This window comes from Pseudomonas sp. HC1(2025) (assembly GCF_058742075.1).
This window is the reverse complement of record NZ_CP196017.1, coordinates 1081792-1099833: the sequence shown is the minus strand read 5'-3', so window position 1 is coordinate 1099833 and position 18042 is coordinate 1081792. Positions and strand designations below refer to the sequence as shown.

General features: G+C 61.3%; 16 protein-coding genes and 1 pseudogene. 9 read left to right on the top strand and 8 right to left on the bottom strand.

Annotated elements, in window-relative coordinates; genetic code table 11:
- Window positions 1-5: 5 nt before the first annotated feature.
- The 6 genes from ACSSVH_RS04780 (at window position 6) to ACSSVH_RS04755 (ending at window position 6236) form a co-directional block, all read left to right on the top strand.
- Window positions 6-719: an ABC transporter permease gene (locus ACSSVH_RS04780; protein ID WP_169902072.1), complete on the top strand. Its 714-nt coding sequence runs from the start codon at window positions 6-8 to the stop codon at window positions 717-719.
- 12 nt (window positions 720-731) lie between these two features.
- Window positions 732-1421: an ABC transporter permease gene (locus ACSSVH_RS04775; RefSeq protein ID WP_057437876.1), complete on the top strand. Its 690-nt coding sequence runs from the start codon at window positions 732-734 to the stop codon at window positions 1419-1421.
- A gap of 21 nt (window positions 1422-1442) precedes the next feature.
- On the top strand, window positions 1443-2624 hold the full coding sequence (locus tag ACSSVH_RS04770; RefSeq protein ID WP_170042993.1) for a pyridoxal phosphate-dependent aminotransferase: 1182 nt from the start codon (window positions 1443-1445) through the stop codon (window positions 2622-2624).
- A gap of 149 nt (window positions 2625-2773) precedes the next feature.
- Window positions 2774-4510 carry an amidohydrolase family protein gene (locus tag ACSSVH_RS04765; protein WP_169956224.1) on the top strand — a complete coding sequence of 579 codons (1737 nt, stop codon included), beginning with the start codon at window positions 2774-2776 and terminating at the stop codon, window positions 4508-4510.
- On the top strand, window positions 4507-5424 hold the full coding sequence (locus ACSSVH_RS04760; protein WP_169956222.1) for a CobW family GTP-binding protein: 918 nt from the start codon (window positions 4507-4509) through the stop codon (window positions 5422-5424). Before ACSSVH_RS04765 ends, ACSSVH_RS04760 begins: the two co-directional genes overlap by 4 nt.
- A 107-nt stretch (window positions 5425-5531) precedes the next feature.
- Window positions 5532-6236 carry a hypothetical protein gene (locus ACSSVH_RS04755; RefSeq protein ID WP_169956220.1) on the top strand — a complete coding sequence of 235 codons (705 nt, stop codon included), beginning with the start codon at window positions 5532-5534 and terminating at the stop codon, window positions 6234-6236.
- 489 nt (window positions 6237-6725) lie between these two features.
- Here ACSSVH_RS04755 and cyoE read toward each other — a convergent pair whose 3' ends face one another.
- From cyoE to cyoA, 5 genes are read right to left on the bottom strand one after another with little or no spacing between them, the layout of a single operon-like run.
- Window positions 6726-7613: a heme o synthase gene (gene cyoE / locus ACSSVH_RS04750; protein ID WP_029300217.1), complete on the bottom strand. Its 888-nt coding sequence runs from the start codon at window positions 7611-7613 to the stop codon at window positions 6726-6728.
- Between the two features lie 11 nt (window positions 7614-7624).
- Window positions 7625-7960 (bottom strand): cytochrome o ubiquinol oxidase subunit IV, encoded by a 336-nt coding sequence (gene cyoD, locus ACSSVH_RS04745; RefSeq protein ID WP_029300215.1) that lies wholly within the window; start codon window positions 7958-7960, stop codon window positions 7625-7627.
- Window positions 7960-8586, bottom strand: a complete 627-nt coding sequence (cyoC, locus tag ACSSVH_RS04740) for a cytochrome o ubiquinol oxidase subunit III (protein ID WP_038446230.1) — start codon at window positions 8584-8586, stop codon at window positions 7960-7962. The genes cyoD and cyoC overlap by 1 nt, the downstream gene beginning before the upstream one ends.
- A 3-nt stretch (window positions 8587-8589) precedes the next feature.
- Window positions 8590-10608, bottom strand: coding sequence for a cytochrome o ubiquinol oxidase subunit I (gene cyoB / locus ACSSVH_RS04735; protein WP_057444528.1), 2019 nt, complete (start codon window positions 10606-10608; stop codon window positions 8590-8592).
- Window positions 10609-10611: 3 nt separating this feature from the next.
- Window positions 10612-11550, bottom strand: a complete 939-nt coding sequence (cyoA, locus tag ACSSVH_RS04730; protein ID WP_029300208.1) for a ubiquinol oxidase subunit II — start codon at window positions 11548-11550, stop codon at window positions 10612-10614.
- 27 nt (window positions 11551-11577) lie between these two features.
- Here cyoA and ACSSVH_RS04725 point away from each other — a divergent pair.
- A pseudogene (locus tag ACSSVH_RS04725) lies at window positions 11578-11792 on the top strand (hypothetical protein).
- A 553-nt stretch (window positions 11793-12345) separates the two neighbouring features.
- Here the strand turns inward: ACSSVH_RS04725 and ACSSVH_RS04720 are convergent.
- Window positions 12346-12852 (bottom strand): disulfide bond formation protein B, encoded by a 507-nt coding sequence (locus ACSSVH_RS04720; RefSeq protein ID WP_169954931.1) that lies wholly within the window; start codon window positions 12850-12852, stop codon window positions 12346-12348.
- 241 nt (window positions 12853-13093) lie between these two features.
- Window positions 13094-14275 carry an NO-inducible flavohemoprotein gene (gene hmpA, locus ACSSVH_RS04715; protein WP_169954930.1) on the bottom strand — a complete coding sequence of 394 codons (1182 nt, stop codon included), beginning with the start codon at window positions 14273-14275 and terminating at the stop codon, window positions 13094-13096.
- A gap of 156 nt (window positions 14276-14431) precedes the next feature.
- On the opposite strand from hmpA, the gene norR reads away from it, so the two are divergent.
- Window positions 14432-15973: a nitric oxide reductase transcriptional regulator NorR gene (gene norR / locus ACSSVH_RS04710; protein ID WP_492634152.1), complete on the top strand. Its 1542-nt coding sequence runs from the start codon at window positions 14432-14434 to the stop codon at window positions 15971-15973.
- A gap of 118 nt (window positions 15974-16091) precedes the next feature.
- On the opposite strand, the gene ACSSVH_RS04705 is transcribed toward norR, so the two are convergent.
- Window positions 16092-17003 carry a DMT family transporter gene (locus ACSSVH_RS04705; RefSeq protein WP_492634151.1) on the bottom strand — a complete coding sequence of 304 codons (912 nt, stop codon included), beginning with the start codon at window positions 17001-17003 and terminating at the stop codon, window positions 16092-16094.
- 136 nt (window positions 17004-17139) lie between these two features.
- Between ACSSVH_RS04705 and ACSSVH_RS04700 the strand changes: the two genes are divergently transcribed.
- On the top strand, window positions 17140-18015 hold the full coding sequence (locus tag ACSSVH_RS04700) for a helix-turn-helix domain-containing protein (RefSeq protein ID WP_169954927.1): 876 nt from the start codon (window positions 17140-17142) through the stop codon (window positions 18013-18015).
- Window positions 18016-18042: the final 27 nt, after the last annotated feature.

Sequence of the window (18042 nt, the reverse complement as noted above, 5' to 3'; positions counted from 1 at the left end):
GCGCCATGATTTCTTTGTCCGAACTCACCCAGCTGTTCGTCGCCGATGGCTGGCTCAACGCCCTGCTCCAGGGGGCGGTGGTGACCTTGCAGATTTCCGCCGGGGCCTTTGTGCTGGGCCTGGGCATCGGCCTGCTGGTGGCCATGATCAAGCTCAAGGGCCCACGCTGGATGGTGCGCCTGGCCAACCTGTACACCACGCTGTACCGCGCGGTGCCGGAGCTGCTGCTGATTTTGCTGCTGTATTACGCCGGCACCGACCTGCTGAACATGGCGATGGCCGCCATGGGCCGCGAGAGCGTGACGGTCAACGGTTTTATCGCCGCCGTGCTGGTGCTGGGCATCGTCCAGGGCGCGTATTCGGCAGAGATCATTCGCGGCGCGATCCAGGCCATTCCCGTGGGCCAACTGGAAGCGGCGCGGGCCTTTGGCATTGAGCGCTGGCTGCTGGTGCGCCGGGTGTTGCTGCCGAGCATGTTGCCGTTTGCCATGGCCGGCCTGTCAAACCTGTGGCTGGTGCTGGTCAAGGACAGCGCGCTGATCAGCATCGTCGGCTACAGCGAGTTGCTCTCGGTGGGCAAACAGGCGGCCGGTTCCACCAAGCATTACCTGGTGTTCTACCTGGCGGTGGCGGCGGTGTATTTCATCATCACCCTGATTTCCAACGGCGCCTTCCGGGTGTTCGAGCGACGGATCAACCGCTGGATGCCGCAGCACTAAGGAGCGCAGCCGATGGACTTTTCATGGATCAACAGTTTTGGCAACGAACTGCTGCACGGCCTGGGCATCACCCTGAAGTTGCTGGCCTTGTCCGGGGTGTTTGGCTTCTTGCTGGCGGTGCTGGTGGCGTTGGGGCGCTTGTCGTCCAACCCACTGATCAGCGGGCCGTTGCGCGCCTATACCGCAGTATTCCGGGGCACGCCGCTGCTGGTGCAGATCTACATCCTGTATTACGGCGTGGGCAGCGTGTTTGCCAGCTACCCGCTGATTCGCGGCAGCTTCCTCTGGCCGTACTTGCGTGAAGGTTTCTGGTACGTGGCCCTGGCGCTGATTTTGTGTGTCGGCGCCTATGTCGGCGAAGTGCTGCGCGGTGCCCTGCGCGCCGTGCCACGGGGCGAACTGGAAGCGGCGCGGGCGTTTGGCATGAAGCGCCTGATGGTGCTGCGCCGGGTCTGGTTGCCACGGGCCCTGGAGTTGGTCAAGCCGACGCTGGTGGGCGAAACCGTGCTGCTGCTCAAGGCGACTGCGCTGGCCTCCACCGTGGCCGTCACCGACCTGCTCGGCGCCGCCAACCTGGTGCGGGCACAGACGCTGCGGGTGTATGAGCCCCTGTTGGCGGTGGCGGTGATCTACATTGTCCTGGCGTTCGTGATCGAACACGTCTTCTCGCGCTGGGGCAAAGTCCCGCAGCGCCAGGCTTGAATCAATTTTAGGAGAACAAGGATGCGTTATTCACCGTTTGTCGAGCGCATTAGTGGCGAGTCCGTCAGCGCCTGGGATATTCACTACGCGGCCGTCGAAGCCCGTGGCCGTGGCGAAGATGTGATTGTGTTGAGCGTCGGCGATCCCGACTTCGCCACCGCCAGTGCCATCTGCGAAACCGCCGTCGACGCCCTGCGCGCCGGCGACACCCATTACACCCACGTCCTCGGCCGACCGGCCCTGCGCGAGGCGATTGCGGCCAAGCAAAGCCGTCTGCAAGGCATCGCCGTACACGCCGATAACGTGGCCCTGGTGGCCGGTGCGCAAAACGGCCTGTTCGCCACCTCGTTGTGCCTGTTCAGCCATGGCGACGAAGTGCTGGTGCCGGAGCCGATGTACCTGACCTATGAGGCGTGCATCCACGCCTCCGGTGCGCGCATCGCGACCATCGAGCAACCGGCGGCCAACGGCTTTCGCCTGACCCGCGCGGCCCTGGAAAAAGCCATTAGCGCCAAGACCCGGGGCATTGCCCTGGCCACGCCGTGCAACCCCACCGGGAACGTCTACAGCCGTGAAGAGCTGGAGTTGGTGGCGGAAGTCGCCCGCGAGCATGACTTGTGGGTGATTTCCGATGAGGTCTACGGCCAGATCACTTACGACCAGCCGCACCTGAGCATCGCCTCGCTGCCGGGCATGGCCGAGCGCACCGTGGTGCTCAACAGCCTGTCGAAAACCCACGCCATGACCGGCTGGCGCGTGGGTTGGGTGGTGGCGCCGACCACATTGGTCGGCCACCTGGATAACCTGCTGCTGTGCATGCTCTATGGCTTGCCGGGGTTTATCCAGGAAGCGGCGATCAAGGCCCTGGAACTGGATGACGAGGTGGTGAGCGACGCGCGCACCGTGTATCGCCGCCGGCGTGACCTGGTGGTGGCCGGCCTGGGTGACATCGCCGACCTTGATTGCCGGGTACCGCAGGCCGGGATGTTCATGCTGGTGGACGTGCGCCGCACGGGGCTGTCGAGCATGGACTTTGCCTGGCAGCTGTTCCGCGCCACCGGGGTGTCGGTGCTCGATGCCCAGGCGTTTGGCGCCAGTGCCGAAGGCTTTGTGCGCATCTCCTTTACCGTCGCCGACGACACCCTCAAAGACGCTTGCCAGCGGATTGCCGGGTTTGTCGAGGGCCTGAGAGCCAACCGCTGATTATGTGAACACTGGGCTTTATGTAGGAGCTGGCTTGCCGGCGATAGCGGTGTGCCAGCCATCCCATTTGTGACTGTTGCACCGCCATCGCAGGCAAGCCAGCTCCCACCCTTTGATCGTCGCCGCTCCTGAATATTGAGGTTTCCCCCGTGACCGCTTCCGACCAATTCACTTCCACCCACTCCGTTGTCGGCGAGCACGCTGACCTGGTGTTGCACCACGGCCGTTTCTACACCCTCGACCCGGCCCAGCCATGGGCCGACGCGGTGGCGATTCGCGGGGGACGTTTTATCGCAGTCGGCACACTCGCCGACCTGCAACACCTGATCGGCCCGCAGACCCGCCAGCATGACCTGCTGGGCGCATTCTGCATGCCCGGCCTGCACGACATGCACACCCATCCGGACCTCGCCCTGGCGCCACGCTACAGCGATGACCTGGACGTGGGCATCGAAGATCCCACCCCCGAACAACTGGCGGCGGCGATCCACGCCTACGCCGATGCCCACCCAGGCGATGGCTGGATCTACGGCCAGTATTGGGTGCGCTATACCTTCCGCGAAGCCGGCCTGACCCCAGGGCGCGAGTGGCTCGACAGCATCATGCCGGACCGCCCGGTGGCGCTGCTGGACCGTATGTGGGGGACCATGATGGTCAACTCCTGCGCCTTGAAACTGGCCGGCATCGACCGCCACACCGCCGACCCGCGCAACGGCTATATGGAGCGCGACGAACTCAGCGGCGAGCCCAACGGCCTGATGATCGACGGCGCCTACGCGCTGATCCACGCGGCCATGCCGCCGACCCCGGTGGCGGTGCTGCGCCGGGCCTATCGCGACGGCGTGCATTTCCAGAGCTCGCGTGGCGTCACCGCGACCAAGTATGTTCACGTCTGCGAGCGACGCCTGGACGCCCTCAAGGAGCTGGACGACGCGGGCGAATTGAGCCTGCGCGTGGAAGCCGCGATCAGTTGGCAGGACGACATCTTCCCGGTGCGCCGGCGTTGGGAATTGCTCGGCGGCGAGCGTCACTACTATCGCAGCGCGCGGCTGAACGCCAACGCGGTGAAGTTCCACTTCGACGGCACCGTGGAGCCCAAGTCTTCGTACCTGATGACCCCCTGGGCAGCCGACTCCACCTGGCGCGGCAAGCTCAACCTGACCCCGGAACATATCACCGACATGGTGGTGGACATGGACCGGCGCGGCCTGCGGGTGATCGCCCATTGCACTGGCGACGGCGCTTCCGATGTATTTCTCGATGCGGTAGCCGAGGCGCGGCGGGTCAACGGTGACAGCGGCATTCGTCACCAATGTGCCCACAGCACCCTGCTACATCCGGGCAACCTCAAGCGCTTCAAGGCGCTGAACGTGATCGCCGAGTTCTCCCCGGCGGCCTGGTACCCGACGCCGTTTGCCAGCGGCGCCCGCTCAGGTTACGGCGCCGAGCGCCTCAAGCGCATCTACGACTTCAAAGGCGTGCTGGCCGAAGGCGGCCTGGCGGTGATGGGCACCGACTGGCCGGTGGCCTCGATTGACCCGTGGTTGGCCCTGGAAACCATGGTCACCCGGCAAAACCCCTGGAACCAGGAACCGGACTGCTTCGGCGAGCCGATCACCCTGGAGCAGGCACTGCAAGTGGCGACCCTCAACGGCGCCCACGCCATGGGCCTGGAGCACTCCACCGGCAGCCTGGAGGTGGGCAAGTGCGCCGACCTGATCGTGATCGACCGCGACCTGTTCGCCCAGCCCGCGCGCAACTACATCCACCAGACCCAGGTGCTGCTGACCCTGGTCGATGGGCGGCCGGTGTACGACCGCCTCAACACTTTTGAAGGCACGGCGCTGCAAGCCGTGTGGCAAGGCCTGCCGCCGGTGATCGAATGAATAGCGAGCGTATTGCGGTCACGGTAGTCTCGGGCTTTCTCGGCGCAGGCAAGACCACCCTGCTCAACCGTATCGCCCAGCAGCCGCAACATGGGCGCATGGCGGTGATCGTCAATGACTTCGGCGAGCTGAATATCGATGCGGCGATCATCGCCGAAGTCACCGACGCCGTGTTCAGCCTGCAGAACGGCTGCATCTGCTGCACCGTGCAAGAGGACCTGCTGGCGCAACTGGTGAGCCTGAGCCAGATGCGCCCACGCCTGGATCGGATCGTGATCGAGTGCAGCGGCGTGTCCGACCCGCAACGCATTGTACAAACCCTGGGTTATCCACAACTCAAGGCGCACCTGTACCTGGATACGGTGATCACCCTGGTGGACGCCAGCGGCTACAGCACCCTGGAAGGTGAATTCGCGCGCTTGTCCAGGGCCCAGGTGGCGTGTGCCGACCTGGTGCTATTGAACAAGGCCGACCTGGTCAGCGCCGCCGAACTGCAGCGCCTGCGCACCGAGATCGGAGCGCGTACGCGGGTGATCAGTACCGTCCAGGCGCAGATCCCCGACGCCCTGCTGCTGGGCGAACGCAACCCACGCAACGGCCTGACGCCGGTGCCGGCGCCGCACCACGAACTGTTCGAAAGCTGGACCTGGCAGGGCACCCAGGCCCTGCCGGCCAAAGCCCTGCGCGATTGGCTGGGGCAACTGCCCAAGGATTTGTTCCGCCTCAAAGGCCTGGTGCATTTACAGGGCAACGACCAACCCTTCTGGTTGCAACATGTGGGCAACCGCAGCCAGTTCACCCTGGCCGGCGGCGAGCATGCGCAGGATTCATCGCAACTGGTGTTCATCGCCCGACGTGGCAGCGAGCTGCGGGAGCGGCTGGAGACACAACTGCAAGAGATACAGGGCCTGTAGACGCGGATGACGATGAAGGCAGAGTGCCGCCTTGACCTTGCTACCCTGGCCCTTGAAAATGCCCGACGCTTTTTCGTCTCCCCGCTTACAGAAGTAGTGAAATTTCAATGTCCGATTCCCGTACTGAAGAATCCGTAGTCACCTTGCAATCCAAAGCTGAATACGAAAACGCCATCAATCTTTCACAGCATGTGCCAGCGGCCAAGAACATCAGTGAAATGGTGCTGGACGCGTTCCATACCTCCAAGGAAAGCGACCAGATCCGCGAATTGCGCATCGCCATCCGCCAGGCCCACGACGCCTTCGACGATGACCAGGCCTACGACCTGATGGGCCAGCTCAAACAGCTCAAGGACGCCGAAGCGGCCGACAACGCCGCCCTGGAAGACCTGAGCAGCAAGTTTTCGATCAGCCGCATCCTGTCCAGCTTCAAGGACGACCCCGAGTTCCAGGAACTGGTGTATGGCCTGGCGCTCAAGGTGCTGAACCAGACCCACCAGGCCATCAGCAACCCGAGCGCCGGCAAGGGCAAGGCCGCGCGGGCGAAGAAGGAATTGGAAGTGTTTGTGATCAGCAAGGACGGGATCAGCGTGACCCTGCCGCTGCGCACGCCGCGCTCCAAGCTCAATGTAGACCGCGAGGCGCTGGAGTTTTTGGGGTTCAGCTTTGTGGGCGAAGGGGATGAAGCGGAGCTTGAGAGTGAGAGCTTTGTGGATAACTCCGGTGTCGAGCAGCCTTTGACGCGCAAGAGCATCGTCACCGCGCTGCAACAGCAGACTGCGTTTGACGGTTACAGCATCGCCCAGCAATAAGCCCTACCCCCCCCCCTCTAAATGTGGGAGCGGGCTTGCTCGCGAATGCGCAGTGTCAGTCACTTATTTGTTGATTGATACACCGCTTTCGCGAGCAAGCCCGCTCCCACAGGTAAGCAGCTCCGCGCTCTGGTTTTGCTGTTGCTTTTGATCTCAGGCGCCCCGTTAAACCACGATGGCCGCAGGCAGGTATTGCGCAGTGGGCACCCCGGCATGGATGCCGGGGTAGCCGCGACACGGCCATGGATGGCCGATCGCGGCGGGCCCACGGAGCAATGCCTGACTGCGGGCATGCCGAGCCTAGGCGAGGCACCGAGTGGTGGGGCAAGAGCCCTTTGCTTACTTTGGGGCTTTTCCAAAGTGAGCCGCCGTCAGGGCGGAACCCTAGGCCGCCGTTACCGCAGAAATGGATATGTACTCATACCAAACCACCCCCACAAAAAAGCCCCGCGCTTCTCTCGAAGGCGGGGCTTTTCATTGCATCCCAACTCAGTGGGCGTAAGTCAGCAGCAACTCTTTCGGCACCTGGAAATCCAGGGACATCATCACGCTCAAGGCCGTGATGGTGAAGATCGAGAAGACGAACAACTTGCGCGCCCAGACAGTGTCATCCACCGCCTTGTAGCCGGTCCAGGCCATGTACAACCAGTACATGCCCATGGCCGCGGCGACGGCGAGGTAGCTCATGCCGGCGTAGCCACTGAAGGTCAACATCAAGGTCGCCACAAGGAAGGCCAGGATGTAGAGCAGGATGTGTTTCTTCGCCACCTGGATGCCGCGCTTGACCGGCAATACCGGAATCGAAGCCGCCAGGTAATCGTTGAAACGGAAGATCGCAATGGCGTAGGAGTGCGGCATCTGCCACAGGCTGAACATCACCAGCAGCACCAGCGCAGCCATGTCGAAGCTATTGGTCACAGCGACATAACCAATCACCGGCGGCATCGCCCCCGACAGGCTGCCCACCAGCGTGCCGTGAACCGACTTGCGCTTGAGGTACAGGCTGTAGAGGCCGACGTAGATGACAAAGCCGATCACGGCAAACAACGCCGCCAGCGGATTGGCCACCGTGTACAGCAATGCCACGCCGGCAACACCGAGGACGGTCGCGAAGATCAGTGCCAGTTTCAGGGAGATCAGGCCCTGGACCAGCACACGATTCTTGGTGCGTTCCATCTTGATATCGATGTCACGGTCGATGCAGTTGTTGAACACGCAACCGGATGCCACAACAAGGGAAGTGCCGATCATTGCCGCCAGGAAGATGGCCAGATCGACATGCCCCTTGGAGGCCAGGAAGAAACCGCCTGCCACAGAAAGCACGTTACCGAAAATGATCCCCGGTTTGGTGATTTGGATAAAGTGCTTGAGCGACATCGGGTCTTACCTCACTTCGCCATCATGTAGGTGTGGATGCTGAACATGATCCACAACGACAGGCCGACCAGCAGCAGGATCACAATGGCCGTGAACACAAACGCAATCACGTTGTTGCGCTGGGCCTGGGAGCGATCCAGGTGCAGGAAGTAATACAGGTGGACAACCACCTGGATCACCGCGAACAACAGCACGATGGCCAGTGTCGTGGCCTTCGGCAAGGTTGGGTACATCACCAGGCCGAACGGGATGATCGTCAGGATCACCGACAGGATGAAGCCGATAGCGTAAGACTTTACGCTGCCGTGGCTCGCATCATGGCTGTCATGGGAGTGTGCATTAGCCATTACAGAGTCCCCATCAAGTAGACAACGGTGAAGACGCAGATCCAGACCACGTCCAGGAAGTGCCAGAACAGGCTCAGGCAGCTCAGGCGGGTCTTGTTGGTCGACGTCAGGCCATGCTTGTTGACCTGGTACATCATGATCGCCATCCAGATCAGACCGGCGGTGACGTGCAGACCGTGGGTACCGACCAGGGTGAAGAACGCCGACAGGAAGCCGGAACGGCTAGGGCCGTAGCCTTCGGAGATCAGCAGGTGGAACTCGTTGATCTCCATGGCGATAAAGCCAAGGCCGAGCAGGAAGGTCAGGCCCAGCCACTTCAGCACGCCCGCCTTGTTGCCACGGAAGAACGCCAGCATGGCGAAGCCGTAGGTGATCGAACTGAACAGCAGCAAGGCGGTTTCGCCCAGTACGTAATTCAGTTCGAAGATGTCGTGGCCCGATGGGCCACCCGCTACGTTGTTTACCAGTACCGCGTATACCGCGAAGATCGATGCAAACAGGATGCAGTCGGTCATCAGGTAGAGCCAGAAACCGTATACGGTCATCTCGCCCGAGTCGTGGTGATGGTCATCGTGCCCATGGTCATCGACATGGGCGTGTCCAGCATTGGTCACTAAGTTCGACATGGTTTAAGCCTGTTCCAACGAGGTTTCAACACGGTTGGCCGGAATCTTCTTCTCGGCTACCAGGCGAGCGTGCTGCTCGGCTTCGATGCGCTCGATCACGTCGACCGGCACCATGTAGCCTTGATCATCACGAGCCGCGTGGATCACGAAATAGATCACGGTGCCAGCCAGGCTTGCGATGGCCAGCCACCAGATGTGCCAGATCATCGCGAAACCGAAGACCGTCAACAGCGCGCCCATCACCACGCCAGTGGCGGTGTTGTTCGGCATGTGGATCGGCTCGTAGCGCACAGGACGCTGGTACGCAGTACCGTTTTCCTTGGCTTCGGTGAACGGATCGATGGTCTCGGCCTTAGGCAGCACGGCGAAGTTGTAGAACGGCGGTGGCGACGAAGTCGACCATTCCAGGGTGTGTGCATTCCATGGGTCGCCGGAGTCGCAGGCGTTTTGCTTGCGGTCACGGATACTCACGTACAGCTGGATCAACTGGCAGGCAATACCGACAGCGATCATCACCGCACCGAACATGGCGACGTACAGGTACGGCACCCACTCAGGGTTGGTAGTGGCGTTCAGACGACGGGTCATGCCCATGAAGCCCAGTGCGTAGAGCGGCATGAACGCGACGAAGAAGCCGGTGATCCAGAACCAGAATGCAGCCTTGCCCCAGCCTTCGTGCAGCTTGAAGCCGAACGCTTTCGGGAAGTAGAAGCTGAAGCCAGCGATGTAGCCGAATACCGCACCACCGATGATCACGTTGTGGAAGTGCGCGATCACGAACAGGCTGTTGTGCAGCACGAAGTCAGCACCCGGGATGGCCAGCAGTACGCCGGTCATGCCGCCGATGGCGAAGGTCACCATGAAGCCCAGGGTCCACAGAACCTGGCTGGTGAAGCGCAGGCGGCCGTGATAGATGGTGAACAGCCAGTTGAATAGCTTCACCCCCGTCGGGATCGAAATCAGCATCGTCGCCAGGCCGAAGAAGGCGTTGACGCTGGCCCCCGAACCCATGGTGAAGAAATGGTGCAGCCAGACCATGAAGCCCAGTACGGAGATCGCGCCAGAGGCATAGACCATCGAGTGGTGACCGAACAGGCGCTTGCCGGTAAAGGTCGAGATCACTTCGGAGAAGATACCGAACGCTGGCAGGATCAGGATGTACACCTCAGGGTGACCCCATGCCCAGAACAGGTTCACGTACATCATTGGATTGCCACCAAGTTCATTGGTGAAAATGTGGAAATCCATGTAACGGTCAAGCGTCAGCAGGGCCAGGGTAGCGGTCAGGATCGGGAACGAAGCCACGATCAGGACGTTGGCCCAGGTGCAGGTCCAGGTGAAGATCGGCATGTCCATCAGCTTCATGCCTGGGGTACGCATTTTCAGCACGGTGGCCAGGAAGTTGACCCCCGTCAGCGTCGTACCCAGCCCGGATAGCTGTAGCGCCCAGATGTAGTAATCCATCCCCACGCCCGGACTGTATTGCAGCCCCGACAACGGCGGATAGGCAACCCAACCGGTCTTGGCGAATTCGCCGACGCCCAGGGACAGGTTGATCAGCACGACGCCGGAAACCAGCAGCCAGAAGCTCAGGGAGTTGAGGAACGGGAACGCAACGTCACGCGCACCGATCTGCAGCGGCACTGCCAGGTTCATCAGGCCGGTGAAGAAAGGCATCGCCATGAAGATGATCATGATCACACCGTGGGCGGTGAAGATCTGGTCATAGTGTTCAGGCGGCAGGTAGCCAGGCGAACCCTCGGTGGCCATGGCCAACTGGGTACGCATCATGATGGCGTCGGCAAAACCACGCAGCAGCATGACCATGGCGACGATGATGTACATCACGCCGATTTTCTTGTGGTCGACCGACGTCAGCCACTCGGTCCACAGGTAGGTCCACTTCTTGAAGTAGGTGATTGCCGCAAACAGCGCCAGACCACCCAGCGCGATCATGGCGATGGTCACCATCACGATCGGCTCGTGGAATGGGACCGCTTCCCAACTTAATTTACCAAACATCGTTTACTCCTCTGCCCCGGCAGCTGAATGCGAATTTGCGTCCGTCCCTTCCACAGCAGCCACTTCTTTCTTCTCGTGCTTGACCGGCTTGCCTGGCTTCATCCCTTCATACTTATCGATGATTTTCTGAAACAGGTCCGGCGTGTACGAGGAGTACAGCTCTACAGGGTTGTTCTGGCTTGGCTTGGCAAGGGCTTCGTATTCAGCTTTTTCAAGCTGTTTTGGTGAGCTCTTGGCTTCTTGTACCCAGGCGTTGAAGTCTTCCTGGGTGGTGGCGATTGCTTTGAATTTCATGCCGGTAAAGCCCGCGCCACTGTAGTTGGCGGAGATACCGTCGAGCTCGGCGTTCTGGTTGGCAATCAGGTGCAGCTTGGTCTGCATGCCCGCCATCGCGTAGATCTGGCCACCCAGGCCCGGGATGAAGAACGAGTTCATCACCGCATCCGAGGTCACTTTGAAGTTGATCGGGGTGTTGGCCGGGAACACGATCTTGTTGACGGTGGCGATCCCTTGCTCGGGATAGATGAACAGCCACTTCCAGTCCAGCGCGACCACTTCGATAGTGATTGGCGGCACGTCGGATTCCAGCGGACGGTAAGGGTCCAGCTCGTGGGTCGACTTATAGGTGATGTAACCCAGGGCGATGATGATAAGTACAGGTACCAGCCACACCGCGATTTCAATCTTGGTGGAGTGCGACCACTTCGGCGCGTAGGTGGCCTTGGTGTTGGACGCGCGGTATTTCCAGGCGAACGCGAAGGTCATCACGATCACCGGCACCACGACCAACAGCATCAGCAAAGTGGCCGTGATGATCAGGTTACGTTGCTCCACGCCGACCTGACCCACAGGGTCGAGCAGCGTCCAGTTGCAGCCTCCCAGCAATAACATGCCGAAAAGCGGCACTATGCCTAGTAATCGGGTGTACCTGTTTTTACTCATCTCACGACCTCTAAAGCAGCTTGCGCAATGCAGTTGGGTTTTGATCGCCAACACTTCACCCTGCCAAGGGTTGGCATTTCTCTTCGATTGAATAAGGGCCTGCCCGGCGCTTCATGCGCTGATCGACACGTCCAGGTCTGGCGGTGAATTCTTATTCGATTTCGTTGGTCAAAGGCCTTGTTACAGACCAATTCCATTTGGTGCGGATAGTTGAAAGGCTGCCGGCACCTGGGGTCGCATGAAGCAATGTTTTCGCCTCTCGACCGCCCTATTTGCTCAGGGTTGAGCAGCACCGGACACTCAGTGCGGGCGATTGTAGTTAGCTAGCGATGTATAAACCATGACTTATAAAGAAATAATTTTTATCGATTCCAGCAATAATCCTGCGCCATTGTTGCAAAGGTTCGGGATCCTATCGCGTTTGATTCTCAACAAAAACCACAAAAAATGCTGTGTTATTGCCTAATGTGTCGCACCTCAAGGCCCCTTTCAGGGTCGCCAAACCCCAGGCAAGCCCGCTAAAAGCAAGGCATTCGCCGATCACCGGAAGTTCTCGAGAGCACGCCGTGCGCGGGGTCGGCCGGGGTGGAAAGTGACAGGCAGCAGCCCCCGACCAATGGTCGATTAAGCGCCCTGGCGCGGGGTGGGAAACGTCCTGCGACGCCCTCAGTGTGACAACGTGTCGCACGTTGCGCGCCGCCAATCTTGTCCGGCGTCACGGTCCTTTCACAAAATCCCCGCACACAAAAACGCCCCGGCCTGCATCAGCAGGACCGGGGCGTTTTGTAGGACGATTTAAGCGCTGTGCTTGCGATTGCGGTAAATGCCCAGGGGCACCAGGATCACCGTCAACACGAACGCCACCAGCGCCCACTGCGCCAGGGACAAGCCCAGCACCGGCGGGTATGGCGTGCTGCAGAAACCATCGACCTGGAAGCCCAGGGGGAAGATCTTCGCCAGGGGCAGGTCATCGACAATCGGCTGCAGCACATCGACGCCGCAACTGATGGCCGGGTAGAACTGGGTGTACACATGATGCCCGGCGGCAGCGACACCGCCGAGGGCGCTGAGCACGACCAGCACTTCAAAGATCGTGACACTGCGTTGGGTACGCATGGCCGCGCCGATAAAGGCAAAGAGCGCAATCAGCAGCAAGGCATAGCGCTGCAGGATGCACAGCGGGCATGGCGCTTCGCCCAGCACTATCTGCATATAGAGTGCGCCACCGATCAGCGCCAGGCAGATGATCCCCAGCAACACCAGGAAGCGCCGCTCCCGCCCCAACCGCATTTCGTCAATCATCCCCGTTTCCCTTTGCCTAATGATGGGTGTGCCAATGGCCGCAAGTTTACACACAGGAGGTGAAAATTTAGCAGTAGGCGTCGGCATCTTAGGCGCAGGCGGGTTAACGACACATTAATGTGGTGGTCTTTCGGGCGTCTTCGCGAGCAAGCCCGCTCCCACATTTGAATGTATTCACACATCAAATTGTGGGAGCGGGCTTGCTCGCGAAGACGCCAATACGGTGCTGAAGAGCGGCCGCTTATTCCAGCGCCGCCGCCGGCCCGAAGAACTCATACCGGCTCTGCTTCTCAGGCACACCCAAAGCCTTGAGGTGACGCTTGATCGCACTCATGAAGCCCTTCGGCCCCAGGAAGTAGGCATCCACATCACGCTCCTCAGGTAACCACGCCGCCAGTTGCTCCTGGGTCAGCATGCCGAGCTTGTCCGCCGCCGGGCTGATGCCGTCGTCTTCGGCATAGCAGTAAAAGCGCTGCAATTGCGGATGACGTGCAGCCAGGGCATCGACCCAATCACGAAACGCATGCACGCCGCCATTACGCGCGCAGTGGATAAAGTGCACCGGGCGCTCGGTGGCCAGCGCCGCTTCCAGCATCGGCAGGGTGGGAGTGATGCCCACCCCGCCGCTGATCAGCACCAAGGGCTTGTCGCTGGGCACCAGGGTGAATTCCCCCGATGGCGGGAACAGGTCGATGGTCGCGCCCACATGCATCTGATCATGCAGATAGTTGGACACGCGCCCGCCCGCTTCGCGCTTGACACTGATGCGGTACAGGCCCGCGTCGGTGCGCGCCGACAATGAATAGTTGCGGCGCACTTCTTCGCCATCGAGGATCAGCTTCAGGCCGATGTACTGGCCGGGCTCGGCAGCGAGGATTGGGCCGTTGTCCACCGGGGCAAAGTACAGGGAGATGATTTCACTGCTCTCCTCCACACGCTTGACCAGCAAAAACGGGCGCGCCCCGCGCCAGCCGCCAACGGCCTGGGCTTTTTCGTCGTAGATCGCGCTTTCTGCGCCGATCAGGATGTCGGCCAACTGACCATAGGCCGCGCCCCACGCGCTCATCACTTCTGGGGTCGCGATTTCGTCACCCAGCACCTCGGAAATCGCCCGCAGCAGGCAGTTGCCGACAATCGGGTAGTGCTCCGGGAGGATTTGCAGGGCCACGTGCTTGTTGATGATCTTGGCCACCAGGTCGCCCAACTGGTCCAACTGGTCGATATGCCGCGCGTACATCAACACGCCGTTGGCCAGGGCACGGGGCTGGTCGCCGCTGGCCTGGTGGGCCTGGTTGAACAGCGGGCGCACTTCGGGGTATTCGGACAGCATCATGCGGTAGAAGTGGGTGATCAGGGCTTCGCCACCGCTTTCCAGCAGCGGCACAGTGGACTTGACGATGGCACGGTCTTGAACGCTAAGCATGGGGAGACTCCTGAGCCTTTGGGGCTTCTGAATGATTACCCTGTAGCACTCAGTATTCGTGCCAACTAATAAACCTATATTTATCAGTGAGTTAATTTATAAGTAGTCAATATGACATCCTACACTTTATAGTCATTAGGACTACAAGGAGTCATTATGACTGCACACTCCCTGCTCACCACCCTGCTGCCACTGGTGGCTGACCTGTCCCGCGAACTGCCAGAAGGCGAGCGCTACCGACGCCTGCTGCAAGCCATGCGCACCCTGCTGCCCTGCGACGCCGCCGCGCTGTTGCGCCTGGACGGCGAATGGCTGGTGCCGCTGGCCGTGGACGGCCTGAGCCCGGACACCCTGGGCCGGCGCTTCAAGATCAGCGAACACCCGCGCTTTGCCGTGCTGCTGAGCAGCCCCGGCCCGACCCGTTTCGACAGCGACAGCGAACTGCCCGACCCCTACGACGGCCTGGTCGATGGCCTGCACGGGCACCTGGAAGTCCACGACTGCATGGGCTGCCCGCTGTTTGTCGATGATCATCCCTGGGGCCTGCTGACCCTGGATGCCCTCGACACCGAACGCTTCGAGCGCGTCGAACTGGACGCCTTGCAAGCTTTCGCCAGCCTCGCCGCCGCCACGGTCAATGTGGCCGAACGCATGGAACACCTGGCCCTGCGCGCCGAGGACGAACACCAGCGCGCGGAAATCTATCGCCAGGCCAGCGGCCAGCAGCACAAGGAAATGATCGGCCAGAGCAAGACCCACAAACGCCTGGTGGAAGAAATCAAACTGGTGGGCGGCAGCGACCTGACCGTGTTGATCACCGGCGAGACCGGGGTTGGCAAGGAGCTGGTGGCCCAGGCCATCCACGCGGCCTCGCCCCGCGCCGAGAAACCGTTGATCAGCCTCAATTGCGCCGCCCTCCCGGAAACCCTGGTGGAAAGCGAGCTGTTCGGCCATGTGCGCGGCGCGTTTACCGGCGCGCTGAATGAGCGTCGGGGCAAGTTTGAATTAGCCAATGGCGGCACCCTGTTCCTCGATGAAGTGGGTGAGTTGTCGCTGACGGTCCAGGCCAAGCTGCTGCGGGTCCTGCAAAGCGGGCAGTTGCAGCGGCTCGGTTCGGATAAGGAGCACCAAGTGGACGTGCGCCTGATCGCCGCCACCAACCGCGATCTCGCCGAAGAAGTACGCAACGGCCGCTACCGCGCCGACTTCTATCACCGCTTGAGCGTGTACCCCCTGCAAGTGCCGGCCCTGCGTGAACGAGGGCGCGATGTGTTGCTGCTGGCAGGCTTTTTCCTTGAACAGAACCGCTCGCGCATGGGCCTGGGCAGCCTGCGCCTGACCAGCGATGCCCAGGCGGCGTTATTGGCCTATGGCTGGCCCGGGAATGTACGCGAGCTGGAACACTTGATTGGCCGCAGCGCGCTGAAGGCCCTGGGCAATTGCCGCGAGCGGCCGAAGATCCTCAGCCTCAGTGCCAAGGACCTCGACCTACCCAATGAGTCTGCGCCATTGATCGAAGCGCCCGTGCAACTCGCACCGGTGGCCGGCGATCTGCGCCAGGCGACCGCGCACTACCAAAGGCAAGTCATCGGCGCTTGCCTGGAGCGCCACCAGCACAACTGGGCCAGCGCCGCCCGCGAACTGGGCCTGGACCGCGCCAACCTGGGGCGCATGGCCAAGCGCCTGGGCCTGAAGTAACGCGGATCACCCTGTGGGAGCTGGCTTGCCTGCGATAGCGGTGGGTCAGTCAGCATAGGCATTGCTGATTCACCGCTATCGCAGGCAAGCCAGCTCCCACATTAGATCTTCTTACACATTAGGTTTGCTTCGGCTGAAAAAGTGGGCTCACAGCTGCAACCGCCCTGGGCTTACGAAACACCAACACATTCCCCAGCATCACCAGCACCAACCCGGCCAGCGCCGGGGCGGTCCATTGGTAGCCTTCGACCAGCGCCGAGACGTTCAGCGCCACCACCGGGAACAATACGGTGCAATACGCCGCCCGCTCCGGGCCCATGCGGCCGACCAGGGTCAGGTAGGCGGTAAAGCCAATCACCGAACCGGGGATCACCAGGTACAGCAACGAGCCGATGTAGCGGGTGTTCCACTCCATCTCAAATGGAATGCCCTGCACTACGCAGTACAGCGCCAGCATCGAGGCGCCATAGGCCATGCCCCAGGCGTTGGTGGTCAACGGCTTGAGCCCGGCTTTCTGTTGCAGGCTCGACAGCATGTTGCCCGCCGAGAAACACAGGGTCCCCAACAGCGCCAGGCCCAGCCCCAACAGCGTCTCGGGGCTGGCGGTGTGCCCGGCAAGTTCGGGCCAGAACAAAAACCCCAGGCCCAGCAAACCAAGGCCACCGCCCAGCAATACATTGCGCGCGATTTTCTGGCCGAAGAACACCCGGGCATTCAGCGCATTCCACAACGTCGCGGTAGAGAACACCACGGCCACCAGGCCGCTGGGGATCCACTGACTGGCCGTGAGGAAGCACATGAAGTTCACGCAAAACAGGCACAAGCCCTGGGCCAGGCAGATCAGGTGCCCACGGCGGTTCATCACCTGCAGTTTGCGGCTGAGCAGCAGCAACACAAACAGCACCAGCGCCGCCAGGCCGAAGCGATAGACGATCGAGACCGGAATCTGCACCACGCCCAACTGCCACTTGAGGGCGATCCAGGTCGTGCCCCAGATCAGCACGGTCAGTAAATACAAAGATAGGTTCATGGCGCACTCCGGTGGTTGAGCCACAGTTTCACCCCGCCTTGCTGCCAGGCACTTGCAGATTCTTGCGCTTTTGTCGGGCCGAGGGATCACAGCGCCGGCCGCCGGGAGTAGGATGCAAGGCGTCGGAGAGAACCCCATGCCTGCACTGGAAAACCTACAAGTCTTCAAAGCCCTGAACAGTTCGCCCAACGCTCGCCTTGAGCTGTGCGCCGAGCTCGGTGACGGCTTGTCTGCGGCTTTGTGGAGCAACCACCACGACTCCCAGGACTACGAAGCGCCCAGCCATCACACCCTGTCCTGCTACGTGGGCGGTGGCACCGAGACATTTCGCCGTGGCCAGCCCGGCACCAAGGGCGGCCCCGATAAATTGTGCATCCTGCCCGCCGAACATCAGTCGGCCTGGGTGATCAACGGCGAGATCCGCCTGGCCCACGTGTACTTCAGCCCAGAGCAATTTGCCCTGGGTTGCATCACCCTGCTGGACCGCGAACCCCGGGCGCTGCAACTGCGCGAAAGCACGTTTTTGGAAGACCCGCAGCAAGCCCGGCGCTTTCACCAACTCATCGGGCTGAACTGGCAGGAACCCGCCGAACGCCTGCTGACCAGTAGCCTGGCCCATGAAATGCTCAGCCACACCCTGCTCAGCCAGGTCGGCCTGCGCGAAGGCTTGCGGCTCAAGGGCGGATTGGCGGCGCATCAACGCCGCCAGTTAGTGGACTACATCGAGCAGCAACTGGCCGAGCCGATCAGCCTGGGGCAACTGGCGGGGCTGTGCGCCTTGTCGGAATACCACTTTGCGCGGATGTTTCGCACAAGCTTTGGCCTGCCGCCCCACCAATATGTGCTGACCCGCCGCCTCGCGCAGGCCCAGGCCCTGTTGCGCAGCGGGTCAATGCCGCTGGGGGAGATTGCCCTGGCATGCGGGTTCTCCAGTGCCAGCCACTTTACCAACCGGTTTCGCCAGGCGATGGGAGCGACACCGGGGGAATATCGGCAGGCGTTCCGACCCTAGTTGCCTTGACACAGAACTAATAGGGCA

Excerpts from the sequence above, each read along its gene's own strand:
- ACSSVH_RS04755 (WP_169956220.1), top strand. The coding sequence starts at position 5,532 with ATGTCCGATTCCCGTACTGAAGAATCCGTAGTCACCTTGCAATCCAAA.
- cyoD (WP_029300215.1), bottom strand. The coding sequence starts at position 7,960 with ATGGCTAATGCACACTCCCATGACAGCCATGATGCGAGCCACGGCAGC.
- ACSSVH_RS04770 (WP_170042993.1), top strand. The coding sequence starts at position 1,443 with ATGCGTTATTCACCGTTTGTCGAGCGCATTAGTGGCGAGTCCGTCAGC.
- ACSSVH_RS04705 (WP_492634151.1), bottom strand. The coding sequence starts at position 17,003 with ATGAACCTATCTTTGTATTTACTGACCGTGCTGATCTGGGGCACGACC.
- hmpA (WP_169954930.1), bottom strand. The coding sequence starts at position 14,275 with ATGCTTAGCGTTCAAGACCGTGCCATCGTCAAGTCCACTGTGCCGCTG.
- ACSSVH_RS04760 (WP_169956222.1), top strand. The coding sequence starts at position 4,507 with ATGAATAGCGAGCGTATTGCGGTCACGGTAGTCTCGGGCTTTCTCGGC.
- ACSSVH_RS04780 (WP_169902072.1), top strand. The coding sequence starts at position 6 with ATGATTTCTTTGTCCGAACTCACCCAGCTGTTCGTCGCCGATGGCTGG.
- cyoA (WP_029300208.1), bottom strand. The coding sequence starts at position 11,550 with ATGAGTAAAAACAGGTACACCCGATTACTAGGCATAGTGCCGCTTTTC.
- cyoE (WP_029300217.1), bottom strand. The coding sequence starts at position 7,613 with ATGTCGCTCAAGCACTTTATCCAAATCACCAAACCGGGGATCATTTTC.
- ACSSVH_RS04700 (WP_169954927.1), top strand. The coding sequence starts at position 17,140 with ATGCCTGCACTGGAAAACCTACAAGTCTTCAAAGCCCTGAACAGTTCG.
- cyoB (WP_057444528.1), bottom strand. The coding sequence starts at position 10,608 with ATGTTTGGTAAATTAAGTTGGGAAGCGGTCCCATTCCACGAGCCGATC.
- norR (WP_492634152.1), top strand. The coding sequence starts at position 14,432 with ATGACTGCACACTCCCTGCTCACCACCCTGCTGCCACTGGTGGCTGAC.
- ACSSVH_RS04775 (WP_057437876.1), top strand. The coding sequence starts at position 732 with ATGGACTTTTCATGGATCAACAGTTTTGGCAACGAACTGCTGCACGGC.
- cyoC (WP_038446230.1), bottom strand. The coding sequence starts at position 8,586 with ATGTCGAACTTAGTGACCAATGCTGGACACGCCCATGTCGATGACCAT.
- ACSSVH_RS04720 (WP_169954931.1), bottom strand. The coding sequence starts at position 12,852 with ATGATTGACGAAATGCGGTTGGGGCGGGAGCGGCGCTTCCTGGTGTTG.